The sequence below is a fragment of the Pseudarthrobacter cellobiosi genome, assembly GCF_023913755.1.
GTDB classification, from domain to species: domain Bacteria; phylum Actinomycetota; class Actinomycetes; order Actinomycetales; family Micrococcaceae; genus Arthrobacter; species Arthrobacter cellobiosi.
Genome location: NZ_JAMXBJ010000046.1, coordinates 156,623 through 172,742 on the forward strand (window position 1 = coordinate 156,623; position 16,120 = coordinate 172,742).

General features: G+C 65.6%; 15 protein-coding genes and 1 pseudogene. 6 read left to right on the plus strand and 10 right to left on the minus strand.

Going from position 1 to position 16,120, the window contains the following annotated elements:
* Nucleotides 1-34 precede the first annotated feature (34 nt).
* Together hutU and NG696_RS12950 are read right to left on the minus strand one after the other, a co-directional pair.
* Nucleotides 35-1,738, minus strand: a complete 1,704-nt coding sequence (gene hutU / locus NG696_RS12945; protein WP_252575684.1) for a urocanate hydratase — start codon at nucleotides 1,736-1,738, stop codon at nucleotides 35-37.
* 166 nt (nucleotides 1,739-1,904) lie between these two features.
* Nucleotides 1,905-2,759, minus strand: coding sequence for an IclR family transcriptional regulator (locus tag NG696_RS12950; RefSeq protein WP_252568262.1), 855 nt, complete (start codon nucleotides 2,757-2,759; stop codon nucleotides 1,905-1,907).
* Nucleotides 2,760-2,957: 198 nt separating this feature from the next.
* On the opposite strand from NG696_RS12950, the gene NG696_RS12955 reads away from it, so the two are divergent.
* Nucleotides 2,958-3,758: a GNAT family N-acetyltransferase gene (locus tag NG696_RS12955; RefSeq protein WP_252575685.1), complete on the plus strand. Its 801-nt coding sequence runs from the start codon at nucleotides 2,958-2,960 to the stop codon at nucleotides 3,756-3,758.
* Between the two features lie 13 nt (nucleotides 3,759-3,771).
* Here NG696_RS12955 and NG696_RS12960 read toward each other — a convergent pair whose 3' ends face one another.
* The 4 genes from NG696_RS12960 to NG696_RS12975 all read right to left on the minus strand — a co-directional run bounded on the left by NG696_RS12960 (nucleotide 3,772) and on the right by NG696_RS12975 (nucleotide 7,441).
* Nucleotides 3,772-5,391: an HNH endonuclease signature motif containing protein gene (locus NG696_RS12960; RefSeq protein WP_252568257.1), complete on the minus strand. Its 1,620-nt coding sequence runs from the start codon at nucleotides 5,389-5,391 to the stop codon at nucleotides 3,772-3,774.
* A 378-nt stretch (nucleotides 5,392-5,769) separates the two neighbouring features.
* Nucleotides 5,770-6,744 (minus strand): NAD(P)-dependent alcohol dehydrogenase, encoded by a 975-nt coding sequence (locus tag NG696_RS12965; protein WP_252575688.1) that lies wholly within the window; start codon nucleotides 6,742-6,744, stop codon nucleotides 5,770-5,772.
* The gene (locus NG696_RS12970) at nucleotides 6,741-6,974 is read right to left on the minus strand and encodes a helix-turn-helix transcriptional regulator (RefSeq protein ID WP_058930270.1); all 234 of its coding nucleotides are present in this window, start codon (nucleotides 6,972-6,974) and stop codon (nucleotides 6,741-6,743) included. The genes NG696_RS12965 and NG696_RS12970 overlap by 4 nt, the downstream gene beginning before the upstream one ends.
* A complete protein-coding gene (locus tag NG696_RS12975; protein WP_252568249.1) occupies nucleotides 6,968-7,441 on the minus strand; it encodes a hypothetical protein in 474 nt (157 codons plus the stop codon). Before NG696_RS12975 ends, NG696_RS12970 begins: the two co-directional genes overlap by 7 nt.
* A gap of 181 nt (nucleotides 7,442-7,622) precedes the next feature.
* On the opposite strand from NG696_RS12975, the gene NG696_RS12980 reads away from it, so the two are divergent.
* A complete protein-coding gene (locus NG696_RS12980) occupies nucleotides 7,623-9,110 on the plus strand; it encodes an amino acid permease (protein ID WP_252575689.1) in 1,488 nt (495 codons plus the stop codon).
* Between the two features lie 8 nt (nucleotides 9,111-9,118).
* Nucleotides 9,119-9,752: pseudogene (locus NG696_RS12985) on the plus strand (LysE family translocator).
* A 133-nt stretch (nucleotides 9,753-9,885) separates the two neighbouring features.
* Here NG696_RS12985 and NG696_RS12990 read toward each other — a convergent pair.
* Nucleotides 9,886-10,749: an SDR family oxidoreductase gene (locus tag NG696_RS12990; RefSeq protein ID WP_252575692.1), complete on the minus strand. Its 864-nt coding sequence runs from the start codon at nucleotides 10,747-10,749 to the stop codon at nucleotides 9,886-9,888.
* A gap of 122 nt (nucleotides 10,750-10,871) precedes the next feature.
* Between NG696_RS12990 and NG696_RS12995 the strand changes: the two genes are divergently transcribed.
* A complete protein-coding gene (locus tag NG696_RS12995; RefSeq protein ID WP_252568240.1) occupies nucleotides 10,872-11,273 on the plus strand; it encodes a winged helix-turn-helix transcriptional regulator in 402 nt (133 codons plus the stop codon).
* Between the two features lie 235 nt (nucleotides 11,274-11,508).
* On the plus strand, nucleotides 11,509-11,772 hold the full coding sequence (locus NG696_RS13000) for a hypothetical protein (RefSeq protein WP_252568238.1): 264 nt from the start codon (nucleotides 11,509-11,511) through the stop codon (nucleotides 11,770-11,772).
* A 78-nt stretch (nucleotides 11,773-11,850) separates the two neighbouring features.
* Here NG696_RS13000 and NG696_RS13005 read toward each other — a convergent pair whose 3' ends face one another.
* Together NG696_RS13005 and NG696_RS13010 are read right to left on the minus strand one after the other, a co-directional pair.
* Nucleotides 11,851-12,600 carry a 3-hydroxybutyrate dehydrogenase gene (locus tag NG696_RS13005; RefSeq protein ID WP_252568235.1) on the minus strand — a complete coding sequence of 250 codons (750 nt, stop codon included), beginning with the start codon at nucleotides 12,598-12,600 and terminating at the stop codon, nucleotides 11,851-11,853.
* Between the two features lie 61 nt (nucleotides 12,601-12,661).
* The gene (locus NG696_RS13010; protein ID WP_252568232.1) at nucleotides 12,662-14,044 is read right to left on the minus strand and encodes an MFS transporter; all 1,383 of its coding nucleotides are present in this window, start codon (nucleotides 14,042-14,044) and stop codon (nucleotides 12,662-12,664) included.
* Between the two features lie 129 nt (nucleotides 14,045-14,173).
* Here NG696_RS13010 and NG696_RS13015 point away from each other — a divergent pair, with 129 nt between their 5' ends.
* Nucleotides 14,174-15,091 carry a LysR family transcriptional regulator gene (locus NG696_RS13015; protein WP_252568230.1) on the plus strand — a complete coding sequence of 306 codons (918 nt, stop codon included), beginning with the start codon at nucleotides 14,174-14,176 and terminating at the stop codon, nucleotides 15,089-15,091.
* A 28-nt stretch (nucleotides 15,092-15,119) separates the two neighbouring features.
* Here the strand turns inward: NG696_RS13015 and NG696_RS13020 are convergent, their stop codons facing one another.
* Nucleotides 15,120-16,070 (minus strand): spermidine synthase, encoded by a 951-nt coding sequence (locus NG696_RS13020; RefSeq protein WP_252568228.1) that lies wholly within the window; start codon nucleotides 16,068-16,070, stop codon nucleotides 15,120-15,122.
* Nucleotides 16,071-16,120: the final 50 nt, after the last annotated feature.

Below are 16,120 nucleotides of genomic sequence, written 5' to 3' on the forward strand. Positions count from 1 at the left end.
CGAGCCTGCGAGGTTAGGGAGTTCGTGGGGATGGTCACTTTGTGATTCCTTCTTGCATCGGGATGCGGACGCCGCGTTCTTTGGCTACTTCGGTGGCGCGGTCGTAGCCGGCGTCGGCGTGGCGGATGACGCCCATGCCGGGGTCGTTGGTGAGGAGGCGTTCGAGTTTCTGGGCGGCGAGGTCGGTGCCGTCGGCGACGGAGACCTGGCCGGCGTGGATGGAGCGGCCGATGCCGACGCCGCCGCCGTGGTGGATGGAGACCCAGGTGGCGCCGGAGGCGGTGTTGAGCAGGGCGTTGAGCAGCGGCCAGTCCGCGATCGCGTCGGAGCCGTCGGCCATGGCTTCGGTCTCGCGGTAGGGGGAGGCGACGGAGCCGGAGTCGAGGTGGTCGCGGCCGATCACGATGGGCGCTGTGACCTTGCCTTCCTTGACGAGTTGGTTGAACAGCAGGCCGGCCTTGGCGCGGTCGCCGTAGCCGAGCCAGCAGATCCGGGCCGGCAGGCCTTCGAACTCCACGCGTTCCTGGGCGGCGTCGATCCAGCGGTGCAGGTGCTTGTTCTCCGGGAAGAGGTTTTTAATGGCGGCGTCGGTGACCGCGATGTCCTCCGGGTCACCGGAGAGAGCCACCCAGCGGAACGGGCCGAGACCCTCGCAGAACAGCGGGCGGATGTAGGCCGGGACGAAGCCGGGGAACTCGAAGGCGCGGGCGTAGCCGCCCGTGCGGGCCTCGTCGCGGATGGAGTTGCCGTAGTCGAAGACCTCGGCGCCGGCGTCCTGGAACTCGACCATGGCCTGGACATGCCGGGCCATGGAGGCCTGGGCTTTTTTGGTGAACCCTTCCGGGTCGGCGGCGGCCTCTGTATGCCATTCCTCGACCGTGATGCCTTCGGGCAGGTAGGACAGCGGGTCGTGGGCGGAGGTCTGGTCCGTGACGATATCGACCGTGAGCTCGCCGGCGTTGTGGCGGCGCAGGATCTCGGGGAACACCTCCGCGGCGTTGCCCACGTAGCCCACGGACCAGCCGCGGCGCTCTTCCTTGGCCGCCAGGACCTTGGCGATCGCGGTGTCGAGGTCGGTTTCGACCTCGTCGAGGTAGCGTTTGCCGGCGCGGCGGCGCAGGTGACTTTCGTCGACGTCGACGATCAGGCAGGCGCCCTCGTTCAGGGTGACGGCGAGCGGCTGGGCGCCGCCCATGCCGCCGCAGCCGCCGGTGAGAGTCAGGGTCCCGGCGAGGGTGCCGTCCTCGTCGCCGGTGAGTTTGCGGGCGATCGCGGCGAAGGTCTCGAAGGTGCCCTGCAGGATGCCCTGGGTGCCGATGTAGATCCAGGACCCGGCGGTCATCTGGCCGTACATCATCAGGCCCTCGGCCTCGAGCCGGCGGAACTCGGGCCAGTTGGCCCAGTCGCCCACGAGGTTGGAGTTGGCCAGCAGCACCCGCGGCGCCCATTCGTTGGTGCGGAAGACGCCGACCGGTTTGCCGGACTGGACCAGCAGCGTCTCGTCGTTCTCCATGGTTTCGAGGGTGCGGGTGATCGCATCAAACGCCGCCCAGGACCGGACGGCACGGCCGGTCCCGCCGTAGACCACCAGGTCATCCGGGCGTTCGGCGACCTCGGGGTCCAGGTTGTTCATCAGCATCCGCAGCGGGGCTTCGGTCTGCCAGCTCTTGGCGGTGAGCTCGGTGCCGCGGGCAGCTTTGACCGGGCGGGCACCGGTAGTGAAATCGGCGGGTGCCATGAGGGGCTCCTTCTCGTGTTGGTGCTTGGGGAAGAGGTTCTGTATCAACTAAAGCCGTTCTAAACCGGGCGGGACAGGGCTTTCGGAGGGGTGGTGTCCGGGATTCCAGACCGCTGCAGTTCCTGTCGGGCCGTCGGCGGGCAGCGCCAGCCGACGGCGGGCAGGCCTACTTGGCAGGGCGGCCGTGGATGCGCACCGACAGCTCGTCCGCCACCTTCTGGACCCGGGCGGCGAGCGCCGGCCATTGGTCCGCCGGCAATTTGTCCTCGAGGAACGTAACGGCGACTGCCGCCGTCGGCCATCCCACGTGGTCCGTGACAGCGGCGGCGATCGAGCCGAAGCCGGGCGTCACCTCGCCGTGTTCGGTGGCGTAGCCGCGCTGCCTCACCTGGTCCAGGTGCGAGGACAGCGCGGAGTACTTCATGATGGCGCCCTCCACCTCATGCCGGGCGGTAAACGCCTCGGCATTCGGGTAAAGCGCACGGACCTGCGACTTCGGCAATGCCGCGAGAATGGCGCGTCCGCTGGCGGTGAGGTGGCTGGGGAGCCGGACCCCGACGTCGGTCACCAGGGACGGGCGGTTCTTGGCCCGTTCCTCCACGATGTACAGCACGTCGCGGCCATGAAGCACGGCCAGGTGCGCGCTCTCACCGATGACGTCCACCAGCGACGCCAGCAGCGGCCGGCCCAGGCGGGACAGCGGTTCCTGCCGCGAATACGCCGAGCTCAGCTCGAAGGCACTGATCCCCAGCCCGTAGCGCTGCTCCTCGTGCAGGTGGAGGACAAAACCGTTCGCCTCCATCACCCCGAGCAGGTGGTAAACGCTGGAGCGCGGCAATCCCAAGGAGGTGGCAATGCTCGACGCCGCCATGGGCCCCCGCTTCGAGGCCAGCAGTTTGAGGATACGGAGGGTGTTCTCGGCAGCGGGGACTTTGGACGTCGCCCTTGGTTCATTGCCGGCCTCAGGCCTGGCTTCCGTGCTCGACACCACTGCACTCGACTCCACTGTGCCCTCCGTCATTTCTCGCGGGGCTTCCAGCCATGTCCGGGATCCCGTACTTAACCTTGCGCCCACGACTGGTCCCCTCATGGCCATCAAAACACGGCCGGTGTCCGGGATGCCAGACATAGCCAGGCGTGCGCCCCCTTCCCGCCTACTGGGCCTGGCCGCCCGCCGGGCCCGCCCGGGTCCGGCGGCGCTGGTCGTAGGCTGAAGCGTATGGCCTCAACCACCGATATTCTTGCCGCGTACGATTCCCAGCTCCGCCGGCTGGTTCCCCCAGCCGTTCCGGCAGGCCACGAGTATCAGCTGCTGGGCCCCCTGCTACGCGTGACCGGACAGCGGCGGGGCTTCATCGAATCGGCTCGTGACCTCGGTGTGGAGGGCGGGATGCTCGACCTGCTGATCGCCGAGCAGCGTGACTACTTTGCCGGCCGCGGGGAGGCCGTCGAGTGGAAGACAAGGGCGCATGACCTCCCGGATGATCTTGAGGCCCGCCTCCGCGCAGCAGGCTTCGTACCGGAAGACCGCGAGACCGTCTTGGTGGGTGAGACGGCCGCGATGGCCGGTGACCCGGCGGTCCCGGAAGGTATTCGGGTGAGGCTGGCCAGCGAACGCCCGGACCTGGAGCGCATTGCGGCGATGAAGTCTGAGGTGTGGGCGGCCGACTACAGCTGGGTGGCCGCTGATCTGCAGCACCGGCTGGCCTCGGACCCAGAAAACCTGGTGGTCTTCCTGGCCGAGGCCTCGGGGGAAGTGGTTTCGGCGGCCTGGCTCGAGATCAATCCCGGCACGGACTTCGCCGGTTTGTGGGGCGGGTCAACTTTGCCTGCATGGCGCGGGCGCGGGATCTATAAGGCTCTGGTTTCCGCACGCGCCCAGGTGGCGGCCGCCCGGGGAGTGAAGTACCTGCAGGTGGACGCGTCCGTTGACAGTGAGCCGATCCTGCGAAGGTTGGGATTCAGGGCAGTCACCACCACCACTCCGTTTGTGTGGACACCTCCTGCGACGGGACGCTGAACCGCAGAGCGACTCACCGTCCTAGATGTTCCAAGACGCTGACGTTCGATGTGGTCGGAGACGGCCGCTCATCCGGGGACGCGTCTTCTGTCCGGGGTTGGTCGGGCTGGTGGTCCTCGGGCAGGGACAGGTCGCCGGGCGGGTTTTGAGGATCCGGGCCAAAATCTTGACGTCTTAGCCATTCGCCAATTTCTTGATGCCCCAGCTGTTCTTCGATCTGGTGTGGCCAGGTTGGTGGTTCCCAGTCGGGGTATTCGCTGGCGCAGTGCCGTCCGGTGGGAGATATCCAGCCCGGTGGTTCGTTCTTGGTGGCGGTGGTGGGTTTCCAACTGGTGGTGTGGCGGAGTCTGTGATGTTTGGGGCAGGGCTGGCCGAGATTTGAGATGCCGGTGCTGCCGCCATGGGCCCAGGCGAGGAGGTGGTCGGCTTCGTTGTCCAAGGACTGGTTGCTGCAGCCGGGGAACGGGCATTTCCCGTCGCGCAGCCGTAGCCATTGGCGTTGGGCTTTCGTCACCCGGTAGCTGGTCCGCCCGATCTCCAGCGGTGCACCGTCGCGGGGATCTGTCAGGACCCGGTGGAAGGACTCGGCGCCGTCGGCGGCGAGCGCGCTGGCCATGGACGGCGGTATGGGCCCGTACCCGTCCAGCATGGCGGGTTCATCGGTCAGGCCCATCAGCGCGAACACCGGCACGGTCACGAGGACCTGGGCCTTCGGTGACGGGATCAGATCGGCTTCGCCGCCCAGAAGCCAGGCCGCGGCCACGTCCGCCCGCAGCTGGGTGAGGGTCCGGGATTCGTCGGGGCCCTGCAGGGCCCGGGCTGCGGTGGTGGTCCGGTTCCAGATCCCGGCTGCTTGGTCGGCGGGGAGGTAGGCGGAGAGCCAGGCCATGCCGTCCCGGTCCGGGGAATACTCCACCCGCCGGTCAGCGGCGCTGCGGGTGTGGCGTTTTTCGATGCTGTCCGTGTGGTGGCGTTCGCGCCAGGCCCGTGCCTTATGCCGGAACCGGCCTGGGACCATTTCCCCGGCCGGGCAGCCCCGCGCCGGGTTCACCGCGTCAGGATCCAAGAAATGCTGCTCCAACGCGTGCTTGCCGGCAGGGTCCAGGTTCACGGTTTCATCGACCATAATCCTCGCGTGCTGCCACGAGATCGTGCCGGCCTGCAACGCCGAGAACGTCAACGGCAAGGCCATGGTTAGCGCGTGCGATTCGCCGAGCAGCGCGCTGGCCGTGCGTTCACTGACCGTCATGGCGCAGGCGACCTCGGCCTGGATGCCCATGTCCTGGGCGGTCTGGTCTGCCGGGGATGTGATAGGTGCGGCGATGGCCTGGGCCGCCTCATCGAAACCGTTCACTGCATGGACCTTCACGGCAGCCATCATGGCTTCCATCCCGGCAGTTCCGGACAGAACGGTCAGGCACGCCTCAGCCTGCCAACGCAGCAGGTCCGAGCCCGTAGCGGGGCCGGTTGTGGAAGGGGCATCAGCCGGGCAAGCGGCCGACGGTCCAGCCGCCAATGAGCCTGTTGCCAGGCCCTCAGCCGGATTTACGGCTGCCCCACGGAGCACACCGGCCATCTGCAAAGCAGAAGCCGCGATGGCCTCCAAAACCCCTGCAGCTGCCGTGTTATCCATACTCACGTCATCCTGCGAGGCACTGACAATAACCGGGCAGAAGATGGCTCATGTGGATATCCCGCGGCCACCCTGGCCTTCAAAGCAGCGAGCTCAGCTTTCACCCGAGCGATGTCGGCGAGAATGGCCAAGAACACGCCCTGACGGGCCACTGAATCAATGTATGGCCCATAGCGCGACGGCTGGTCAGGCGCGGCCGCGACTATTCTCCTCGCGAGAGCGTAGGCCGTCGAGCGGATTGCCTCCACGGCTTTTCGATTTTCGGCTTCCCAGGCTTCTCGTCTTTCCATACCTCCAGCTTTCCGCGGGAGTCCGGCAAAAGCATCGTGCCCTCTTGCCTATGTGGATAACGTGACCCATTCAGACTCTGACAATCGCTCAGATGCTGACAACTACTTTGCCGCGGGCCCGGCCCTCGTGCATGTATTCAACGGCGGCTGGCGCCTCAGCGAGCGCGTAGACCTTGTCCACGGCAGGCTTCACACTGCCGGCTTCAATAAGCGTGGTCAGCGCCTCGAGATCGCGATAGTTCTCCGTCGAAACAAGCCCTTTGAATTTCTGGCCGGAGAACAGCGACACCAGCGGCGCACCCATCGAACGCTCAAACCCGCCGGTCAGCTTCCCACCGCCCTCGCCGCCGACGATCACCAGCGTCCCCCGCGGGGTCAGCACGCGCCTCAGGACTGAGAGCGGCCGGTTGCCGGCGGTATCCAGGATGACATCGTAATGCTGGCCGGCGCGGGAAAAATCATCTCGGGTGTAGTCGATGACGTGATCAGCGCCGAGCGACCTGACCAGCTCCACTTTTCCCGTGCTGCAGACGCCTGTGACCTCCGCCGCCCCGAATGCCTTTGCCACCTGCACCGCAAAGGACCCTACTCCCCCGCCAGCACCGATGATCAGCACTTTCTGGCCAGTAGTTACCTGTCCGGCATCGCGGACAGCCTGCAACGCGGTAACAGCCGAAATGGGGGCCACAGCGGCCTCCTCAAACGTGAGGTTCGCGGGCTTTGTGGCCACCCTGCCCTCCCTGGCGCAGACAAATTCCGCGAAGGACCCCTCACACGTGCCGAACACTTCGTCGCCCAGCTGGAAGCGCGTGACGCCAGCCCCCACAGCCTCCACGACGCCAGCAACCTCACGGCCGCGGACCGGAAACTTGGGCTTCTTCAGCCCGAAGCCGAAGAGGCGGAGAAGGTACGGCCGCCCGGTCATGAGGTGCCACACACCCTGGTCGACGCCGGCCGCGCGGACCCTGATCAGCACTTCCCCATCGCCGGGCACCGGCTGCGGAGTATCCCGTAGCTGAAGCACATCGGAATTCCCGTAAACGTCCTGCACGATAGCTTTCATGATGCGTCTCCTTGGTGATTCGGGTACTGGAACACGTCCTCAAGCGGCACGCTGAGCACATGGGCGATCTGGAACGCCATCTCCAGGGACGGTGAGTACCGGCCCTGCTCTATGGCGATGACGGTCTGGCGGGTGACACCCACACGTTCGGCGAGTTCGGCCTGCGTCATCTCGCCCCGTTCGAACCGCAGGCGGCGGATGGAATTGGTCACCCGCGTTGGCTTCACCACGGCTGGAACCCCCGGCGGTAGGCAACGATTTTGGCCACGGAGCCCAGGATCGCGGACAGCACAAACGTCAGGTAGATGACGTTTGCGATCCAGAAGTGGTCCACCTCGGCCATCGCCAGGAGCAGCGCCGCGACTCCCCCGATGACCACAAACGACTGCCCGATGTACTCGCCGAAACGGTAGATCTCCCTGTCGCGCTGGTCCTTCTTCCCGGCTTCCTTGGGCGAAATAATGCCCAGGAGTATGTTCAGTGCGATGGACGCAGCAATGGATGCCCCGATGGTCCACAGCAGCGGAGCCACGTACGGAACCTCGGCAACGGGCATTGTGCCGGCCATGCCCAGGACGATGGCCAGATACACGCCATAAGAGCCCGTGGCCACCACCCCCATGATCCAGGCGCTCTTCTCTTCGAAGGACATTTCCGCTCCCGCCATTCCCAAAAAGATGTAAAACAAAGCTGACATCTCAAAAGTAAAGAAAACCAGACATGATGTCAATAGTTTTGGACTACGTGCCACGCGAAGTTCAAATGCCAGCCCCAAGTCTGAGATCGAAGACACGAACCTCCAGTGAGTCTCATCACGTAAGGCGCCAAAGTGATCTGCTGGTTGGCGATCCCCCTCCCAATGACGAGAAGGTATTCGTATGCAGCAAGCACCAAGCGCCGCCCAAGACGCAAGCCCGGCCGAAAAGCTCAGGCCGGGATCCGCCGTCGCGCACGTCCTGAACCGAGGATTGAACGTCCGCCATATCCGCTTTATGGCCCTGGGATCGGCGATCGGCACCGGCCTGTTCTACGGCTCAGCCTCCGCCATCCAAAAGGCGGGCCCGGCGGTACTGCTCGCCTACATCATCGGCGGCGCGGCGGTGTTTATGGTCATGCGGGCCCTCGGCGAGATGGCCGTCCGCCACCCCGTGTCAGGCTCGTTCGGCCAGTACGCCAGCCGCTACCTCGGGCCCCTGGCAGGGTTTGTAACCGGCTGGACCTATGTCTTTGAGATGGCGATTGTGGCCATCGCCGATGTCACGGCCTTCAGCATTTACATGGGCTTCTGGTTTCCGCAGGTGGACCGCTGGATCTGGATCCTGGCCATCATCTGCTTCCTCGCCGCCTTGAACCTGCTCAGCGTGAAGGTCTTCGGCGAGCTCGAGTTCTGGTTCTCGCTGATCAAGGTGGTGGCCATCATCGCCATGATCGTCGGCGGCGCCGCCATCATCGCGTTCGGTTTCCAGGCCGGCGGGTCCACGGTAGCTCCGGGACTCGGCAACCTCGTGGAGCACGGCGGGCTGTTCCCCAACGGCTTCGAAGGGCTACTGGCGTCGTTCGCCGTCGTGATGTTCGCGTTCGGCGGGATCGAGACGCTCGGCATCACCGCCGGCGAGGCCGCGGACCCCAAGAAGGTCATCCCCAAGGCCGTGAACACCGTTCCGGTCCGCGTCCTGCTGTTCTACGTCCTGACCCTCGGCGTCCTGATGAGCCTCTTCCCCTGGAACGAGATCGGCACCAACGGAAGCCCGTTCGTCCAGATCTTCAGCGGGCTGGGCATCCCGGCCGCACCGCACATCCTCAACGCCGTGGTCATCACCGCCGCTCTGTCCGCCATCAACAGCGACATCTTCGGCGCCGGCCGCATCCTGTTCGGGCTGTCCAACCAGGGCCACGCGCCGGCAGTCTTCGGCAAGGTCTCGCGCCATGGCGTGCCGTGGATGACGGTGGTGATGATGGCCGGCATCCTTCTGGTGGGCGTGGTTCTGAACGCGGTCATTCCCGAAGACGTCTTTATCCTGATCGCCTCGATCGCCACGTTTGCCACTGTCTGGGTGTGGGTCATGATCCTGGCTTCCCATGTCGCGATGAAGCGGGAGATCGCACGCAAGGGACTGCCGGCGTCGGAATTCCCGTCCCCATGGTGGCCGGCGGCCTCCATCCTGACCATCGCGTTTATGGCGCTGGTCATCGCCGTCCTGGGCGCCTTCGAAGACACCCGCGTAGCGCTGTACGTGGGAGCGGTGTGGCTTGGGCTGCTGGTCCTCGCCTACCGACTCTGGGTCAGAGGGGACGGACGACGCCGGGCCGAACTTGTGGACGAAACCTCACCGCTCCCGGTGGTCGCCTCAGCCCGCCGGAGCTAAGATCAGGCATGGTTCAGCTCTCAAACCTGCTGGCGTTTGCGCTGGCATCCGTGGTGCTGATCGCTGTCCCCGGACCCAGCATGCTGTTCGTAATAGGCCGTTCCCTGGCCCTTGGCTGGAAGGGCGGCGTCCTGACGGTGCGGGGCAACGCGACCGGGCAACTGGTGCAGGTGGCTGCAGTCGCGCTCGGCGTGGGCATCATCGTGGCGCAGTCCGTGGTCCTCTTCAGCGTGGTGAAGCTGGCCGGTGCTGCCTACCTGGTCTATCTGGGCATCAAGGCCATCCGGAACCGTCGGCACAACTCCTTCACCGATCGTCAGCCAGTGGCCTCCTCGCCACGACGGCTGGTGGCGGAAGGCCTGGTGGTGGTATCACCAACCCCAAGTCAGTGGTGTTCTTCGTAGCGGTGCTGCCGCAGTTTGTTGACTACCCTTCCGGGGCCGTTCCGTTCCAGCTGGCGCTGCTGGGGGCGGTGTTCCTGCTGATCGCCATAGTCTCAGATAGCCTCTGGGCCGTCGCCGCAGGTTCAGCCCGCCAATGGTTTGCCCGTTCGCCCAGCCGGGTTTCAACGGTGGAGGCAACAGGGGGGCCTTGATGATCGGCCTCGGCGGGACGTTGGCCCTGACCGGCAGCAAGTCCTAGGGACCACCCCCCAACGCTCTCTCGCTTTTGGGGCGATTTGCCGCACCGCTCTCTCATATGAGGTGAGAGAGCGTTGGCGCAAACAGTGCAGGATGTGAGAGAGCGTTGGGACGTCCGCCAGGCCGCGTGCTGCTTAGGCCGAAGCGAGCGCCGAGCGGACCGCAGCCGACATCGGCGTGGTGGGCCGGCCGATCAGGGTGCGGAGGTCCGAGCCGCTGACCAGGAGGTCGCCACGGGCAATGCCAAGGTCCGAGTCCGCCAGGATGTCAGCGAAGAGCTCCGGCACGCCGAATCCGGCAAGAAGTCCGGCGTAGTCGCTGGCCGGAAGGTCTTGGTAAACCACGGGCATGTTGGCCGCAGTGCTGATTTCCTGGGCCAGTTCGGTGAGCGTGAAGGCGTGGTCCCCGCCGAGCTCGTAGACCTTGCCGGCCTGGTTTTCGGCAACAAGCACGGCGGCGGCGGCTTCGGCGTAGTCCGCCCGGGACGCGGCACTGATCTTGCCTTCCCCGGCGCTGCCGGCAAGCGCGCCCTGGGCCAAGGTGCCCTGCAGCTGGTCGGTGTAGTTTTCGAGGTACCAGCCATTGCGGAGGATGGCGAACGGCACGCCTGCATCCTTGAGGATGGCCTCCGTTGCCTGGTGCTCGGCGGCCAGCTTCATGCCGGTGGTGTCTGCGTTGGCGATGCTGGTGTATGCGATCAGCTCGACGCCCGCCGCTGCAGCTGCCTCAATCACCGTGCGGTGCTGGTCAACGCGCTGGCCAACCTCGCTGCCGGAAATCAGGAGAACCTTGCTGGCGCCGTCCAGCGCCTGTGCCACGGACGCGGCGTCCGTGTAGTCCATTGCCCTGACCTGAACGCCGCGCGCTGCGAAGTCGGCAAGCTTTTCAATGGACCGGCCGGCGGCCACGATCTCTGCTGCCGGAACGTTGCGCTCCAGGAGGGCCTCGACGACGTGGCGGCCAAGCTGTCCGGTTGCTCCGGTGATGACGATGCTCATGGTTGGTTCCTTTCACTATTTCTTAGGGGGTCACCCTCCACAACCAGCCGCCGCGCCGATTACTTCCTGGAAGACAGTACGCACTTAGAGGTAAGGTACTCACCTTTTGGTAAGTTATGGGTATGGAAGCAACTGTATGGCCCGCCAGCCTGCCGGCAGATCTCCGGGCACACCTGCCGGAAGGATTGGCCGACGGCGTGTTCCCGGCCGGGTGCCCCAGCCGCACTGTCCTGGACCACATCACCAGCAAGTGGGGCGTGCTGATCCTGCTGGCGCTCTCGGAAGGTGAGCAGCGCTGGAGCGAACTCCGGCGCCGCGCCGAGGGAATCAGCGAGAAAATGCTGGCGCAGACCCTCAAGACCCTGGAGCGCGACGGCTTGGTGCTGCGGAAGGCCCAGCCGGTCATCCCGCCCCGCGTGGACTACAGCCTGACCGAACGCGGCTATGAACTGTCCGGCCTGCTGGTTCCCCTGGTCACCTGGGCCTACAACAACGCTGATGACATCCTCAACGGCGAGGGCTGATTTCCGGCCGCCCCGATTCATTGCCAACGCTGATTTCGGCCCACGCCGACCCCAAAATCCCCTAAGTAGTACTCGTCCGCAAAGACGAGTATATGTTACTGGTGTGACTGGTGTGAATAGCGTCTAGCGTAAATGTGAGGTGCCAGCCAGGAATAGGAGGACCATCCTCTGCTGGGAGCTTTCCGGCTACCGCACCAAAGTGGGCGGCTCCACGCCGCTTCAAGGAGTGGTTCGCATGGTGAAAGCACATGTCCAGGACCTGGCCAGCATGGGGCGGCCCGTCAAACTTTCTACCCTCGTCCACCGCGCCTGCGGCCGGGTCTTCGCGGCGTTCCGCCCGCGGTGCCCCTATCGCGTGGGCGATGCCGTGGTGGGCGACGATCCGTTCAACGGCCGGCACGAGGGGATCATCATGTCCCACCGCGGTCCATCCGTAGAACTCGGCGCCGCGGCTGGGGTCTTCTTCTACGACCACCGCCACCTGAGGCCGCAGGATTAGCTGCCTCAGGTGGCGGGTTTGCAACGGGCCGAAGTCGGCAGGCCGGACTGCGCGTGCGGACTGCGGAGGCGCCGGATGTCAGCGCGCCGACCAGCCGCCGTCCATCGCGTAGCTGGCCCCGGTGACCATGCCGGCGTGATCGGACGCCAGCCAGGCCACCAGGGAGGCCACTTCCTCCGGTTCCACCAGGCGTTTCACGGCGGACTCGGTGAGCATCACCCTGGCCAGGACCTCGGACTCGGGGATGCCGTGCACCTTCGCCTGGTCCGCGATCTGCTTCTCGACGAGCGGGGTCCGGACGTAGCCAGGGTTGATGCAGTTGGACGTGACTCCGTGCCCCCCGCCCTCAAGCGCCGTCACCTTGCTTAGCCCTTCCAGTCCGTGCTTGGCGGAAACGTACGCGCTTTTGAAAGGAGAGGCCCGGATTCCGTGCACGGATGACACGTTGATGATGCGGCCAAAGCCGTTGGCGTACATGTGCGGCAGCGCGGCCCGGATCAGCAGGAACGGGGCCTCGAGCATCAGCGCGATGATCCGGCGGAAGTCCGCCGGATCGAACGCTTCGATGGGGCTGATGCTCTGGATCCCGGCGTTGTTCACCAGAATGTCGCAGTCCAGGCTCAGGGTGGCGAGCACGTCAACGTCCAGCAGGTCAACGGCCCAGGCGGTGCCGCCCACTTCATCGGCGAGGGCGGCAGCGCCGGTGGAGTCGACGTCGGCCACCACCACTTTCGCCCCGCGGGCGGCGAGTTCCCGGACACAGGCAGCGCCGATTCCGCTGGCGCCGCCGGTCACCACGGCCTTGCGGCCGTTCAGTGTGTTTTCCATTGCAGATCTGTTTCCCATCGTGTGCGCGCTCAATTTCCCTGCGGTGAACTGCTCAAGCAGTTCAGCGTGAGCCGGCCGGGAGCAGTCCCTCGCGGGCGGCGTCGGCCTTGTCCACGTCTTCCAGGGCAATGCCCTTGGTTTCCTTCAGGCTCAGCACCGCCACCGTAGTGATCGCGCAGGCAACCACCAGGTAGATCGCCGTGGGCAGCCAGGAACCGGTGTCCTTGAGCCACTGGGTAGCCAGCAGCGGGGCAAGCGAACCGGCGAAGATCGAGGTGACCTGCGAGCCCAGCGAAACGCCCGAGTAGCGCATCCGGGTGGGGAAGAGCTCGGCCATGATGGCGGGCTGGCCGGCATACATAAACGCGTGCAGGCACAGGCCGATGGTCACGGCCAGGACAATCACCACGGCGTTGCGGGTATCGAACATGGGGAAGGCGAAGAACGGCCAGGCCGCACCGGAGATGGCGCCGATGAGGTAGACGGGCTTGCGCCCCAGCTTGTCCACGAGCCGGCCCACCTGTGGGATGACCAGGAAATGGATGACGTGGGCGATCAGGAGTGCCAGCAGGAGCGAGGACGTGTCGTACTTGTGCACGCTCTTGAGGTAGACGATCGCGAAGCTGACCACCAGGTAGTACATGATGTTCTCCGCGAAGCGCAGCCCCATGGCCTGCAGGATGCCCTTGGGGTACTTGCGCACCACCTCGAAGACGCCGTAGCTGACAGCCTGCTCCTTCTCCACGAGGGCTTTGGCCTCCAGGAAGATGGGCGCCTCGGTGACGTGGGTGCGGATGTAGTAGCCAACGAAGACGATCACGGCGGAGAGCCAGAAGGCCACACGCCAGCCCCAGCCGAGGAATGCCTCGGGGCTCAGGGCGGTGGACATAATGAACAGCACCAGCGTTGCCAGCAGGTTGCCCACCGGCACTGCGGCCTGCGGCCAGCTGGACCAGAATCCGCGGGACTTGTTGGGGCTGTGTTCGGCAACCAACAGCACCGCGCCGCCCCATTCACCGCCGAGCGCGAAGCCCTGGATGAAGCGGAGGGCCACCAGCAGAGCCGGAGCGAGGTAGCCGATGTCGGCAAAGCCCGGGAGGCAGCCCATCAGGAAGGTGGCCACGCCGACGATCACGATGGTCAGCTGCAGCGTGGGCTTGCGTCCCAGTTTGTCGCCGATCTGGCCGAAGACGATGCCGCCGAGGGGGCGTGCCACGAAGCCCACCGCGTAAGTGAGGAACGCCTGGATGATGCCGTCCAGCTCGTTGCCGGTGGCGGGGAAGAAGTACTTCCCGAAGACCAGGGTAGCGGCGGTGGCGTAGAGGAAGAATTCGTACCATTCCACCACCGTGCCCACCATCGAGGCGGCCACAATCTTCTTAAGTCCGGATCCCTTGGGTGCGGATCCGGCGGCGTTGTCCGCCGAGCGTTGCTCTACGCTCATGAGTTTCTCCTTAGTGTCCACTTTGACACGCGCTGTGATCCACAGCACTAATGGCTCCACTGAGTATTACTGCACAAACATGCGCCTTCAATACCCAATCCAGCACCTGCTGTGTGCACAATTGCAGACATGAAGGCGAATCCCGATGACCTCCTGGTCCTGCTGGCGGTATCCCGCTCCGCAAAATTTACGACGGCGGCGCAAGTGTTGGGGCTGAACCACACCACCGTTTCGCGTCGGATAGCCGCCCTGGAGAAAGCGCTCGGCGGCCGCGTCCTGGCAAGGGCGGCCGGCGGCTGGGAACTGACGGAGCTGGGCACGGAGGCTGTCCTGGTCGCCGAACAGGTGGAGGCTGCGGTGAGTGCGCTGGGACCGGCAGGCCAGGCACCGGACCCGATTACCGGCGTCGTGCGCATGACGGCGACCGACGGCTTCAGCGCCTACATCGCCGCGCCCGCCGTGGCACGGCTGCGCCGGAAACACCCGGGACTGAGCGTGGAAGTGGTGACCATGACCCGCCGTGCGCTACAGCAGCGCTCCGGGCTGGACATCGAAGTAGTGGTGGGCGAACCGCAGGTCCACCGGGCCGAAGCCGTCCAACTGGGCGAGTACATGCTGGGGATGTACGCCTCGCGCGCCTACCTTGCCGAGAACGGGACGCCGGCGAGCGTTGCCGAACTGACGGAGCACCCGCTGGTGTACTTTGTGGATTCGATGCTGCAGGTGGACGACCTGGACGCACCCCGGCGCCTGGTGCCGGCCATGCGCGAAGGACTTACGTCCACGAACGTGTTTGTCCATGTGGAGGCCACTCGTGCCGGCGCGGGCATCGGATTCCTGCCGTGCTTTATGGGCAATCTGCACAACGACCTGGTCCGGCTGCTCCCCGACGACTTTGCCGAACTGCTCCCTTATTGGATGGTGCTGCGGCCGGATTCGATGCGCCGCCCCGCTGTGGCCGCCGTTGTGCAGGCATTGCGCGACCAGACCGCGGCGCACCGGGACGCCCTGCTGGGTCGCACTCGGACCCCATCGATTGCTCCGTAGTGGCCGTTTTCGGCACTGAAAAGGGCCACTACGGAGCAATCGATGGCACTGTCGGGTCGTGACGCACCGGGGAGTTCGCGGCGAAGGCGCGGACCTGGGCGTCGTTCCAGATGTGGGCGGGGACGGCACCGCCGAGGAGCCGGCGTGCCAGCTGCGGGTCTCCGTCCAGCGGGGTGTCGCTGCCGGCCATCACCATGTTGCCGTAGCGGCGGCCCTTCAGCATGGAGGGGTCGGCGATGATGACGGTGTGTGCGAACGCGGCCGCGATGGTGGCGGCGTCTTCCCGCGCATTCAACAGGCTCGGGGCGTCGCCTGAGTTCACCACATAGATGCCGCCCGGCGACAGGACCCGCTTGATGTGGTCATTGAACTCGGCGGTGGTGAGCGGCCGCGGTGTGAGCGAACCGGCAAACACGTCACGGATGATGAAGTCGCGGCTGTCCGGCGTGAGCGTCTCGGTGACCTGGCGGGCCTCCCCCACGCGCAGTCGCAGGAGTGGTGCCTTGGGCAGGTCGAACCAGCCGCGGACGTACTCGGCCAGCTTGCCATCGAGCTCCACCACCACCTGCCGGGCGTCCGGATAGGCGGTGTGGAAGTACCGGGCCAGCGAACAGGCCCCGCCACCCAGATGCAGCCCGCGCAGCCGCACGGCCTCGCCCGCGGCGGGTGCGGCCGCCTTGGTCCCGCCCCTTCCGGACTTCGGCGGCCACCGTGACTCAATCAGCGCCGCCATCCAGCGCATGTACTCAAAATCGAGGAACAACGGATCGGCGAGGTCAATGTGGGAGCTCATGACACCGTTGATCTTCAGGAGCCACCCGTTGGAGTTGTCCTGGTCCGCAATGAGCTCGCAGTCGCCCGTATCAATGTAGTAGACGCCCTCAACAGGGCCATCGGGACGGCTTCCCTTGGGCACCTCGATGACACCCGCCGTCGAATGCTGGCCGTTCCGGCCGCCTGACTTGCCGCGCTTTGCCATTACCCGTGTGCCGCTTCAGTCATAGATCAACCCTAATTGACTACCCTGCG

What these genes read in the sequence shown, in the direction of transcription:
- NG696_RS12990 (WP_252575692.1), bottom strand. Translation starts at nt 10,749, where the DNA reads ATGAGCATCGTCATCACCGGAGCAACCGGACAGCTTGGCCGCCACGTC.
- NG696_RS12995 (WP_252568240.1), top strand. Translation starts at nt 10,872, where the DNA reads ATGGAAGCAACTGTATGGCCCGCCAGCCTGCCGGCAGATCTCCGGGCA.
- NG696_RS12975 (WP_252568249.1), bottom strand. Translation starts at nt 7,441, where the DNA reads ATGTCAGCTTTGTTTTACATCTTTTTGGGAATGGCGGGAGCGGAAATG.
- NG696_RS13020 (WP_252568228.1), bottom strand. Translation starts at nt 16,070, where the DNA reads ATGGCAAAGCGCGGCAAGTCAGGCGGCCGGAACGGCCAGCATTCGACG.
- NG696_RS12965 (WP_252575688.1), bottom strand. Translation starts at nt 6,744, where the DNA reads ATGAAAGCTATCGTGCAGGACGTTTACGGGAATTCCGATGTGCTTCAG.
- NG696_RS13000 (WP_252568238.1), top strand. Translation starts at nt 11,509, where the DNA reads ATGGTGAAAGCACATGTCCAGGACCTGGCCAGCATGGGGCGGCCCGTC.
- NG696_RS12950 (WP_252568262.1), bottom strand. Translation starts at nt 2,759, where the DNA reads ATGACGGAGGGCACAGTGGAGTCGAGTGCAGTGGTGTCGAGCACGGAA.
- NG696_RS12955 (WP_252575685.1), top strand. Translation starts at nt 2,958, where the DNA reads ATGGCCTCAACCACCGATATTCTTGCCGCGTACGATTCCCAGCTCCGC.
- NG696_RS13015 (WP_252568230.1), top strand. Translation starts at nt 14,174, where the DNA reads ATGAAGGCGAATCCCGATGACCTCCTGGTCCTGCTGGCGGTATCCCGC.
- NG696_RS13005 (WP_252568235.1), bottom strand. Translation starts at nt 12,600, where the DNA reads ATGGAAAACACACTGAACGGCCGCAAGGCCGTGGTGACCGGCGGCGCC.
- NG696_RS12960 (WP_252568257.1), bottom strand. Translation starts at nt 5,391, where the DNA reads ATGGATAACACGGCAGCTGCAGGGGTTTTGGAGGCCATCGCGGCTTCT.
- NG696_RS13010 (WP_252568232.1), bottom strand. Translation starts at nt 14,044, where the DNA reads ATGAGCGTAGAGCAACGCTCGGCGGACAACGCCGCCGGATCCGCACCC.
- hutU (WP_252575684.1), bottom strand. Translation starts at nt 1,738, where the DNA reads ATGGCACCCGCCGATTTCACTACCGGTGCCCGCCCGGTCAAAGCTGCC.
- NG696_RS12980 (WP_252575689.1), top strand. Translation starts at nt 7,623, where the DNA reads ATGCAGCAAGCACCAAGCGCCGCCCAAGACGCAAGCCCGGCCGAAAAG.